The organism is Aerosakkonema funiforme FACHB-1375 (assembly GCF_014696265.1).
Taxonomy (GTDB): Bacteria; Cyanobacteriota; Cyanobacteriia; order Cyanobacteriales; family Aerosakkonemataceae; genus Aerosakkonema; species Aerosakkonema funiforme_A.
Genome location: NZ_JACJPW010000007.1, coordinates 10644 through 23619 on the forward strand (window position 1 = coordinate 10644; position 12976 = coordinate 23619).

The window sequence follows — 12976 nt, forward strand, 5'->3', positions numbered from 1 at the left end:
GTTAAATACTCTGTCAATGGTCAACTGGGACGCTTACCTAGAATCAATCTGCCAAAAATACGCTCAGTGGTGGGACGTTTACACGCTGACGGATGTGGAGGGATGCCAGCAAGCTGAGGCTGCACCGTCGCATCTGCTTGATTTTAACCTGATGGTGCAGACGGTACAGCCAGCCAAGGAAGAGAGGGAGCAGCAGAAAACCGAGCGATTTGACGTGCTGGAAGGGTTGCGGAAGTATGCCCCAGATCATGTATTGCTGGTGGGGCGTCCTGGTTCGGGAAAATCAACCGCACTAGCGCGGCTACTGTTAGAAGAAGCACAAAAAGCACAGCAGGCACAGCAGACGAAAATTCCGGTGTTGGTAGAGTTGCGGTATTACCGAACTTCGGTGGTGGAGTTGGTACAGGAATTTTTGCAACGGCATGACCCCAGTTTAGAGTTAGATGCCGAGAAGCTGAAAACTTGGCTGCGTCAGGGGCAATTACAGCTGCTACTAGATGGTTTAAATGAATTGCCTTCAGAAGATGCGCGACGTGATTTGAAGACCTTTCGGCAGAACTACCAAAAGACCACGTTGATGGTTTTCACGACGCGGGATTTGGGGGTAGGGGACGACCTCGGTATTACCAAGAAGCTGGAAATGCAACCCCTGACGCAAGCACAGATGCGGCAGTTTGTCCGCGCCTATCTGCCACAGCAAGGAGAGCAGATGCTTTCGCAGTTAGGCAGTCGGTTGCGGGAGTTTGGGCAAACACCTCTGCTGTTGATGATGCTGTGTTCCCTGTTCGGAAAGATAGGGAAGCTAATACCTAGTTTGGGCTGGATGTTTCAGCAGTTTACTCAGCTGGTTTACGACGGTGATCTTAGACTAAATAGCCAAGCTCACGTTTACGAAAAAGTAAGTGTTGCCGTTTATAGGGATTTCAAGGACTGGTGGCGTCAACTGTTGGAACACTTAGCATTTGTTATGATGCGGGGTGAATCCTCCACAGTGCCGCAATTAGTTATCACTAGGCATCAAGCTAAGGAAATTTTCATCCAGTTCTTGAAAGGCAAAGTTGAATACCCTGATGATCGTGCTATTCGTTGGCTTATAGATTTACTAAATCATCACTTGATTCAACGAGGGACAGAAAATCAAAAGATTCAATTTCCGCACCAACTGATTCAGGAATATTACACGGCAGAAAGTTTAGTCAAGTTGTTACCAAGCCTCAGTGATGAGGAATTAAAGCGGGATTATCTGAATTATCTGAAATGGACTGAACCCCTGGCACTGATGGAGGAGTTGGTCGAGGATGAGGCGCAGGCGATGCGAGTGGTAAAGTTAGCTTTAGAAGTTGATTTGAGGCTAGGGGCAAGGCTGGCAGGGGCGGTAAAACCAGAGTGGCAAGAACAAACAGTGGGTTTAGTAGCTAAGTTAGAAATTCCTCAGTTACTCAAAATCCAGCTTTTGGGTATGACGCTTTCTAATAGTGCAATCCCGACTCTCCTCCAAGCTTTGAGTGATGAATGCTCTGATTTTCGTTGGAGCGCTGCCTCCGCATTGGGAAGAATCGGTAGTGAGGTAGTCGTATCTGGACTCTCTAAAGCCCTCAAGGATGAAAACTCTGCTGTTCGTCAGAGCGCTACCTCTGCATTAGGGAAAGTCGGTAGCGAAAAAGCTGTGTCTGAACTCTCTCAAGCTCTCAAAGATGAGAACTCTGCTGTTTGTCAGAGTGCTGCTTCCGCACTAGGGAAAGTCGGTAGCGAAAAAGCTGTATCTGCACTCTTTGAAGCTTTAAAAGATAAACGCTCCGATGTTCGTCAGAGTGCTGGTTCTGCATTAGGGGAAATTGGTAGTAAGGCAGCCGTGTTGGCACTCTTTGAAGCTTTAAAAGATAAACGCTCCGATGTTCGTAAGAGTGCTGCTTCTGGGTTAGAGAAAGTCAGTAGCGAAGAAGCTGTGCCTGCTCTAATTCAAGCCTTGGAACATCAAGACTCTCAAATTCGAGGAAGATCTGCCTGTGCCTTAAAAAAAATTGGTAGTAAGCAGGCTGTACCTGCGTTGATTCATGCCTTGGAGGATGAAGAGAGTTTTGTTCGTGGGCACGCTGCCTCTGCTTTGGGGGCAATCAATAGTAAGGAGGCTGTACCTGCGTTGATTCATGCTTTGGAGGATAGAGAACGTTTTGTTCGCTCGAACGCTATCTCTGCCCTAGGGAGAATGGGCAGTCAGGATGCTGTGCCTGCCCTCATTGAGGCTTTAAAAGACGACAACTCTCGTATTCGTGAGGATGCTATCTCCGCGTTAAAGAGAATTGACACCCCGGAAGCCAGGTCTGCTCTAAGAAAAGCTTCAAACGACCGAGACTCATATATTCGTGGAGAAGTTGCCCCGGCGCTGGCAGAAATAGGCAGTGAGCAATCTATCTCAGAACTCTTAGCGGCTTTGAAACTCGATGACCCTCACATTCGCGGAAAAGCCGTATCTAAGCTGGGAGACATCCGCTGTGAGCAAGCTGTACGTCCACTAATCCAAACTCTGAGTGATGAAAACCCTGATGTTCGTAGGAGAGCCGTCTCCGCATTAAGGAAAATTGGTAGTGAGGAAGCTGTTTTCGGACTAGTTCAAGCTTTAAAGCATGAGAAGTTGGATGTTCGTCAAAATACTGCCGAGGCATTAAAGAAAATCGGTAGCCCTGAATTGCTACCTTACTTCAGCAAGCTTTTGCAAGAAGCTGGCACTGGTTACATCCTTAACACAATATCTGCGGTTCAAGAGCGCTGCAAATTCTACAACTACACCCTTAACCAACTTAATATCCCACCTACTCAACCCACCTCCACCTCCCTAATGTACATTCTTCACCTCTCTGACCTCCACTTCGGCACTCCCGATCAAGCCAACCTTTGGTCTAACCAACTTGCAACAGACTTATACAACGACCTCTCCATCCCTCACCTAGACTCTCTCATCCTCTCCGGCGACATCGCCAACTACTCCACAGAAGAAGAATACAAAGCCGCCGAACAATTTCTCCACAACTTCCACCAAGACTTCCCCCTAAACCCAGAGCAAATTATCCTCGTTCCCGGCAACCACGATCTCAACTGGAAACTGGCAAGAAAAGCTTACAGACTCGTTGACCGCGAAGACTACGACGGAGAACTAAAAGACGGTCACTACATCGAAGAGAGTGCAAGCGTCATCCGAGTCCGAGACGAAGCCGAATACAAACAGCGCTTTGCCCACTTCAGCCAATTCTATGAAACCATCAAACAAAAACCCTATCCCCTGGACTACCACCAGCAATTTACCCTAGACCACCTAAAAAAGCAAAACCTGCTAATCTTGGGGCTAAACTCCGCTTGGCAACTCGACCACCACTACAAAACCCGCGCCAGCATTCACATGGAGGCCCTCAGCAACGCCCTCACCCAGATTCGCCGTAACACAGACTACAGAAATTCCCTCAAAATAGCTGTTTGGCACCATCCCCTCAACAGTGCCTTTGAAGACCGCATTACTGATCAAGGCTTTATGGAACAACTAGCCGTCGCTGGCTTCCGCTTGTTCCTGCACGGTCACATTCATAAAGCTGAAACTAGCCTCTATCGTTATGATATAAGCGTCAATGGTCGAAAATTAGACAGAATTTGTGCTGGAACCTTTGGCGCACCCACCAGAGAGTTGATACCTGGTTATCCCTGGCAGTACAACCTGCTCAAGTTTGAAGGCAATAAACTAACCGTCCATACCCGTCGCCGGGAAGAACTTAACGGTGCTTGGAAACCCGATGCCCAATGGAGTCAAGGGCCAGGACAAAACCCTTTACCCTACTATCAAATTCAACTATCAGAAATAACAACCAGTAATAGTAAAACTCAATCAAAGGAAACTTCACAACCGCCGCCTGTGGCTGCTAGACAAGTTGATTTACAGAAAATTCCTCAATCTATGACCTGTGCAATTATTCTCACTGCTATTCCTGTAGAGTACGTAGCTGTTCGCTCCCATCTAACCAACCTGCGAGAAGAAATTCACCCGCAAGGAACAGTTTATGAAAGAGGGAACTTCTCAGCGAATGGTCAAACTTGGGAGATTGGTATTGTGGAAATTGGCGCAGGTAATAATGCAGCTGCCTTAGAAGCCGAACGAGCGATCGCCTACTTCAATCCCAGTATTGTCTTATTCGTAGGAGTTGCAGGTGGTATCAAAGATGTCAGGCTGGGTGATGTAGTAGCAGCTACGAAAGTTTACGGTTATGAGTCTGGGAAAGCAGAGTCAATCTTTAAACCTAGACCCGATGTGGGATTATCTGCTTACCGAATAATACAACGAGCCAGAGCCGAAGCCAAAAAACCAGATTGGCTGCAACGGCTGATACCACCTCCTAATCAAATCCCCCGTGTATTTGTCGCCCCCATTGCTGCCGGGGAAAAGGTAGTTGCTTCAGCCAAATCCGGTATTTTTAAGTTTCTTCAGTCAAATTATGGTGATGCAGTAGCAGTAGAAATGGAAGGAAGAGGTTTGCTGCAAGCGGCTCATGCTAACCAGCAAGTCTCGGCACTAATTATTCGTGGTATTGCCAATTTGATTGATGCGAAAAGTGAACTAGATGCTGCTAGCTTTCAGGAAACCGCTGCACACCACGCTAGTGCTTTTGCCTTTGAAATTCTAGCAAAGCTTGAAGGTTTAAGTAATTCAGCTTGTAGCAGTGAACCCGAAACTCAATCCAACTCTTTTCTTTATAATGTAGAGCAAGGTTCCATCACCAATCAGGGCACACATCAGGGAGATACAGTTGCTGTATCTATTCAGCAACCTTCTGGTGCGCTAAATTCTATCTCCCCGACACCAAATTTTCCTGATTTTTTTGGTAGAACCACTGAATTAAACGAACTTGAGCAGAAAGTTCTAGAGTCCCGTGTTGTACTCGTATACGGAACCCCAGGGGTTGGAAAAACCTATGTATCAGCAAAAGTTGCCAAGGCACTGAGCGAAGAATACAAAGTACTGTGGTTGGATAAAGAAGAACTAACCCTTGATGAACTGCTATTTCAGATAAATGAATTCTTAAAAGCAAATGGGGAATACGGTTTTATCACGACGTATGACGAACAAAAGATAGAGTCTCAGAAAAAGATTCCTACGCTAGTTCAGGTAATAAGTTCTAGCAAAATTAATAAATATGTTATTTTTATTGACAATTTTCAGCATACTAATCATTCAGAACTAAAGCCATTCATTGAACGATTTAGCATTTATGCACAGAAAAGTCGAGTTGTTCTGCTCGACCATTTATCAGCACATGATCGGTTGGGGCTATCGCTGGCTGCAAAAGTACAGGAATATGAGATGAAAGGATTTCAACGCAACGAAGCAACTGACTATATAAATAAGCAAAGTGAAGGGTCTAGACTCGAATGGCTTCCTGATGATGTGAATAAAGTGATTGAAAGCACAGATGGACATCCTATTGCCTTAAATTTAATTGTTCACCTGTGTCGGAGAGGAGCTTTACTGAAGGATGTGCTGGAACGTCCCGTAAAGTATGATGAGGAATTTGGAGCGAGTGAGCTACATCAGAAACTCCTAAAAGATATTGCAGAGCATCTTAATAACGAAGAAAAAGAAGCTTTACACCGTCTTTCGGTGTTTCGCATACCAGTTCAACGTTCTGCTTGGAAATGTTTGAATATTAAGGAGCAGATTGTAGAATCGCTATTACAACGAAAATGGCTCACATCAGTAAGTTTTGACAGATTTCAAATGCATCCTCTTATGCGTGAATTTTGGTGGGAAAAAGCACCTCATCCTCAAGACGAAAAGTTATCTTGGCATGAAAAAGCTGGTCATTACTATTGGGAGTTGGGAAAAAATAGCGCCATAGAAATCTTGGATCGCAGTGCTTATCTTGAAGCCTACTATCACTTTAATAAAACTGGGCAAGCTAATTTAGCAGCACAGGTTGTGAATGAGTTGATTTGTTACATATATCAGAAAGAACGCCTACCATCTGAAAGACTACCGGGATTAACAGCATGGCTACTTGAGCTAGACAGCAGTGTTTTTGATAACAAGCCCTGGCTACTTTTGGAAAAAGGTTGCAAATTAGAGAAAAAGGGTACAGGAAAAGAAGCTGAAGATGTTTTCCAACAAGCTTACAGAGCGTTTGAGCATGAAAAAAATCAATTAGGAGCGTCTGTTGCTTTGTATTATGTGGGGAAGATACTCCATCGTAAACAGCCTAAACTAGCCCTAAAATACCTTGATCTGGTTCTAAAGATAGCAGAGGAGAGTTGTCCCCCTGATATTCCTATGCAGATCCGAACATTAGGTAAACTTATTAGCTGTTATACCGATCTTGGAGACTACCCTGCTGCATTAGATGCTGCTACTCATGCTGAGAATCTAGCCCTTACCTCTGGAGATCGGCTCGGTCGTGCTTTAATTTTGTATCGCAAGGGTAGCAGCGCACGTAATCAAAGTAACTTCTCTAAAGCAGAGGAATTCTTTAGTAGTAGTGCAGAAGCATTTGAGAAGCTAGGAGATATTTATAGAGCCTCAAAATCTTACTCGCGTTTAGGTCTTGTCCAGGAAAGACAAGGTAAATTCGCACAAGCTATAAATAACCTTGAAAAAGCTATCAAAATCAAACGACAGATTAATGATGAATATGGTTTAGCTCTAGATTTAGATTATTTAGCAGATGTTTATCGGTCTCAGGGACTCTATAGGCAAGCTATCAATCGTTATGAAGAATCACTAGCTCTCAAAAAGAAAGGAAATGATGTTTATGGGCTGGTCAAGACATATAATAATTTAGCTAGAGTTGAGTTGACCATAGGGAGATTGCCAGAAGCCAATGATTATCTACAAAAATCTGAAGAAGGAATCAAAAATTTAAAAGAGAACAATGAACGGTATATTGGGCTTTCTGGCTCACGTTTGATTATCCAAGGAGACTTGAAAATTAGCCAAGGCAATCACAATGAAGCATTGCACTCATATCAACAAGCAAAAGTGTGCTTTAGTTCCACACCTCACAGCTATGCACGAGTTCTATTAAGTATTGGTCGAACTTATCTTGAACTTAGGAAAATCGCTCTAGCTAAGAAGTATTTGAACGATTCTCTACAAATTTTTGAACAGCAACATACACCTTATCATGAAGCTCTTGCCCTAACATATCTGGCAAGATTGACAGCTATAACGGGTCGGATAGAGGAGGCAAATGCTCAGAATCAAAAAGCTATGAGCCTTGCTATAGAAAACAAGTTGCAACCAATTTTAATCATTTATCAAGAGACTCAAGGATTAATTGAAGAGACCAAAGTTTTTAAAGAATTCAACTTTGAGACTATACGAATTTCAGAAAAAGAAGAAATTACAGAAACTTTAATTCAGCGTGTAGAAAAGCACTACGATGCAGCGATTCAGGACGAATCGAGAAAAAAAGAAGCATTGCGACAAGAAGAAATCCCAAAAGAAGAAATCCTAAATGTAGTAAGATTGCGACTTAAAAAGATCCTATGGCGACTTACGGTAAAGCATTTTATTGGTGAGCAGTTTTCCTCCGAGCAGGCTCACCAATTGTTACAAACAGCAGACAATAATCCAGATAGCTCATCGTTGAAAAAGCTGTTGATGCTAGAGCTATTAATTACTAAACAAACACTGCATATCTTACATTCAATATCAACATTAGTAGCGAAAAGAATAGCCGAGTATGCCTTATATATACTTTGTCCTTTAGTTCTAAGGTTTGGTTTCAATACGATACGACAAGAGATAGAAAGCTTGGCTTTTAGATTTCTATTTCCGAGTGATTATCAAGAAATAACTCAACTAATTAATTCAAAATTTTCAAATCAAAAACGCTTTATATTACTGTTAAAAGCGGAGCTTGAAATACGTCTAAGGCAGAAAAATATTCAGTTTGAACTTCAAGCTAGAGCTAAAACACCTTACAGCATCTATAGGAAGAAGACAGAGCGCAGAGTTAACCTGGATGAAATTATTGATTTGGTCGGATTTCGTATCATTACCCAAACTAAGGATGAATGTTACAAAGCCCTAGATGTTGTAAAGGTTATGGGCAAACTTTATGAAGGTGAAGGAATTTTAGCGGAACCTATACGAGATTACATTTTACGGCCTAAAAAGTCCACTGGCTATCAGTCTATTCATGTAAATATAATGATAGAGCCAGATATGGAGAAGTTTAAGGAGCCTGAATCTCATGTTGTAGAGTTTCAAATCAGAACTCAAAAAATGGATTTAGCTGCTGAAGTAGGCGACGCAGCTCATTCACTTTACAAGAGTACAGCTAACTATGCCAGACCTTCATCAAAAAGGGACAATGAACTTCAGCAGCTACAACAAGTAAACTTATTGATTGAATGCGATTCGGGTTCTGTAAATATGTTAGGCAGGATAATCCGTGCTAGCAAATTTGATATTTCAAACGTTGATATAGGAAAAAAAGCTGAAAATCAAACTATTTTACTACTTGAATTATTAGTTAAAAGTAAGAAAAAAGCTTGGAAAAATACAGAATATGTCAATAAGGCTATCGAACAATTGCTTAATAATCTCAAGATTGTCAACAGCAGCAGTGTAGAAATTATAAAAACAAATGAACATAATTTAGAAAATCATTTTTTTGAATTGTCGCCTCAAGATAAAGTTGTATTACTTAATGAATTAACCAAAGATTATAATGTTAACCGAAAGTTTATTTATGTTTTAACTCCCAAAGGTCATCTCAAAAAGCTTGAAGTTTTAATCCTTAAAGAGGGTAATAAAAAAATTGAGATAGCACCTACACCTATTGACTTTGCATATCAAATACATTCAGAAGTTGGAAACCAATGCTATCAAGCGATGATCAATGGAAAAAAGGTCGCTCTAAATACACCTCTAAAAAACTGGGATATTGTGGAAATCATCAAAAATAAAAACAGTCACCCCAGTTTAGAATGGCTGAAGCAGCCAAAAGATATCCAAAAGAACCACCCATTTGTTACAACTAAGTCTGCTCGAAAAAAGATTATTGAATGGTACAAAAAGTCACATCGGGAAGAGATGGTTATTCGGGGACGGGAATTACTCGAAAAGGAATTGGGTAAGAAGGCTTTTGAAATGTTGCTTAAGTCTGGGGTAATGCAGGCCGTCGCTGAATCGCTTAATTATCTTGCAATTGAAGATTTACTGGCAGCTTTAGGGTCTGGTCCATTCAGGTTGAATCTAGTAGTCAATGATGCTGTTGTAGAAGAAGCGGGTGAGACTAATAAGGAAGGAGAGAGCAAAAACAAGAAGGAAGATAGTAAAAAGAACGAAGAAGAAAGTAAAAAGAAAAAGGAAGAACAAAAATCAGACTACGGTATATTGAAGTTGAGTAAAGTAACTAATGAAATATATAAAATCAAGGTTCAGCGAGGTTGGGATTTACTGACAAAACAGATAAACAGGAAGGAGGTTGAAAAGTTAATTAGTTCTAGTTTAATAAAAGCATTGCTTGAACGAGAAAGGTGTCAAACATTTGAGCAAGTTCTTATTAAATTGTATGAAAATGAAGCAGAAGTAAAGCGGATAGTAAATATACTCCAACAATTATTAGATAAAACTCATCAGCAGGAACAAATCCAAACTTATACTACTCAATCTGTAATGTTATCCCTTGCAACAGCGATTTCTTCCGATGTTTTACCTTCTAAGGGTTCGCCAATCTCTTTAAGAGATATAAGCAAGAGCTGCATCCATTTAGCTAAATGTTGTAACCCTGTTTACTATGAAGAAAGTCTAGGTTTGATTAAGAGTTTAAGTTTGATTAAGCGCAAAGGTAATAAAATCTTTCCTGAAAGTAACGGTCGTGGCATTTTCATCCACCGTCCAGAGTGTCACAATTTAAAAAATATACCGAGCGAACGTCGCTGCCCTGTTCTCTGGTCTATCGATGTTGAAATTGAGACCGTTAACCGAGCTAATATGCTCAGCGAGATCACAGGATATTTAGGAGCTAACGGCATTAACATCTCAGAAGGCAATTTTAAACCCAAACCCAAACCCAATCAAGATAAAGCTGTGATTAACCTGAGCATTGATGTCCGAAATAGCCAAGAATACAAGCAAGTTCATAATCTTTTTACCCAAATTAGCCGAATGAAAGATGTGTTGGCGCTTCGCTACGTTGAGAACTAGACAATGGCTTGTGTAGAGGAATAATAAAGTTAAACAATTTCAATATACTCAGACGAAAGTGGGACGGGATGACGAGCGAACGTGAAGAGATCATAGCAATGCAATTTATGATTGATGCTTACGGACTAGAAAAGCAAGTGGCTCTCCCGGATGTTTGGCGGAAAAAGTAGCGACTTATACATTTTTGCTGGGCACATAAGGCTGAAAACCTCGATCCAGCTAGATTATACCGCTCTTCTGTCACTTTCAGCAGAGAAAAAGCTGAAATTATTATGCAGAACGACTTGTAGCAACCTTCGCTACGTTTCAACGTTTCTATCAGCTTGCGATCGCTAAATCATTCACTAGGGAAGCTTCTCACGATTTGGCTGATATTTTTCTCTCATCAGAGTGACAGAAGAGCGTTAGAGTGACACAAGAGCGGTAAGCTTGTGTTATCACCACAAGTACGGGAGAGCCGAATTATTCGCCGCGCTATCGCTAAATTTCAACAAGCAACTACCAGTGAAAAACCAATGGTTTTGGCCTGGTTAATTAGGGAAATTTTAACCCAAATAACTCCGGCCAAAAAACCTAGAGCTAATCCGCGAGTTGTCAAGAAACACCGCTCGAAAGGGTAAGCGTTCCCAATACCAACTTATGCTAACCGAGTCTGAACCCTGATGGGGTGGGACTACTACTCCCACCAGTCGGGCGGGTAAGATGGATGCCAGTTGGAGTTTGGGCAGAAATTTGGGAAACAATGTGTTGACCAGTTGTTGATAACCTTCAATGGCTCCCTGATAGATATCTGCTGTGTAAGCCAGCAATAGTTCAGGAGACAAGACTTGGGTAGTTCTGAAAGCTTGGACAGAAGATGGAAGGCTCAGATAAGTCTCACCCTTTGCACGGCAGGATTCCACTTCAATCCTGAGTTGGTTTAGACAATGCTGCATCATCAGCGAGAAACAAGAGTTTCTTACCTTAGATAGATGTGCTTCAATCTCATCTAGAGGGATTGGATTGGCATAGGAATGGTGGCGTTTGCTTAGATGAAGTGCTGCGTGCCAAGCGGCTTCAAGTGAGAGGTATCCTGCTTCGACTGGGAGTGATCGCTGCTGCAATAACTGGGAAAGTGAATCGACTATCTGCTCAAAAGTCCGTTGCCAAGCCCCTGATGCCTGCTGTTTTAGTGGAGTACTTGTGAAATAGTTCCAACCCATTGTGAAAAGTTTTTCAACTTCTGGAGCAAAACCGGAATCATGCTCCGCAAAAAGTTTTTCAACTTCTGGAGATAATTCAACAACATCTTCTAGACTGTCGGTTCCAAAATACCAGCCAGTTTGAAAGTAGGTGTAATGAACGTCTGTGTCGGTTACTTGAACTAGGCGAACTCCCAAGGGAGGTAGGCTTCCATCATTGTGTCGAGGCACAACTAAATTCGCCAACGAACCGATACCATCGATCCACGCTTGTGTTGCTATTCGCACCTGCCATCCCAATTCAAGTGCTGATGGTTGTGAAATATCTTGGGTAAAGCTCCAGTCCAGCAACCTTTTTTTCAAAATTTCAGTGAGACATACAGGATTTCTCTGGACGATCGCTGCTATTGTCAATGCGATCGCCTGATTGAGATTATTGGTTTGCTTGGACTCAACAAGCTTGGTGTGCAAAAATTCCCGAATCAGTTCGTGGAGCCTATAGGTTTCCTTCGCTTCATGCTGAATCAGATGTAAGTCGAGCAGGAAGTCATCCCTGATTTCTTCTAGTTCTTCTGGATCGCGATCGGGAAAACACTGCTCTACCAAAAGCCAAGAAATTGGGACTAAATCGAATAGGCTCAAGAAACAGCCCAACTCTTTGGCAGCAGGACTTAACTCTTTCCAGCTCAACTCAAAGGCGGCTGCTACACCTAAGTGGGCAGTCATGTCTGATTCTGACTTAGGCGTTTTCAAAGCCTGCTGCTCCAGTCGTTTCTCATGCAACCGTCGCTGCATTTCTGCTAGAGACAAACTAGATTTCCGATCTAGATAGCGTCCGACTAATTCTAGTCCTAAAGGCAGACAGCCTAGCCACTGGCACAGCTCTCTGGCAACTTCTAGTTTCCCTTGCACTCGTTCTATCCCAATTAGCGACTCAAGTAAAGCGATTGCCGCGTCCGGAGCGAGGACATTTAGCTCTAATCGTTCTGAGGATTTCAGTAATCGTAGCCGTGTGGTGAGCAGTACCCGAAAGCGAGAAGCAGGGGGTGGCAGGTAAGGCTTGAGCTGTGTGTAGTCATTAACATCATCCAGGATGACAAGGACATTTCCCTCTTGCCAGTGCTGCCAACACCACCGCACTTGGTCGCGTAATTCTTTGATGTCTTTAGGGGGATTCAAACCCAAATGAACTTGGGTGAAGTTGACGATCTGAGTCCCTACATCCTGCTCTAGTGCTTGGAGCCAGCAAATGCCACCCTGGTAAGTTTCTCGGTGAGCTAGGGCATATTGAATTGCTAGTTCTGTTTTACCTACTCCTCCCATACCTGCGATCGCAGAGATTGCTACGCAGTCTGCTCGCTGCAACTTCTGGTGTAGGGTTTCCAGTTCCTTTGAACGTCCTACAAAGTCAGTGGCACCTGTGTAGGGAATGTTTTGAGGGATGCCAACTGGTTTAGGAGGTTCAGATTGATAAATGCTGATATTCTGAATATTGTCTCCAGTGGTTAAGTTACCACCGACTTGAACATTCTCAAGAATGCTCTGCTTCATCTGTTGGAGGTCAGGGTAATTCTCTTCTGAAGACACTTCATCAACGCTCATCACT

Annotated in this window: 2 protein-coding genes; one reads left to right on the forward strand and one right to left on the reverse strand. The window is 42.7% G+C overall.

Going from position 1 to position 12976, the window contains the following annotated elements:
* The first annotated feature begins 151 nt into the window (after nt 1-151).
* Nucleotides 152-10189, forward strand: coding sequence for a HEAT repeat domain-containing protein (locus tag H6G03_RS37775; RefSeq protein WP_242060297.1), 10038 nt, complete (start codon nt 152-154; stop codon nt 10187-10189).
* Between the two features lie 545 nt (nt 10190-10734).
* On the opposite strand, the gene H6G03_RS04090 is transcribed toward H6G03_RS37775, so the two are convergent.
* A complete protein-coding gene (locus H6G03_RS04090; RefSeq protein WP_190462346.1) occupies nt 10735-12972 on the reverse strand; it encodes an NB-ARC domain-containing protein in 2238 nt (745 codons plus the stop codon).
* Nucleotides 12973-12976 lie beyond the last annotated feature (4 nt).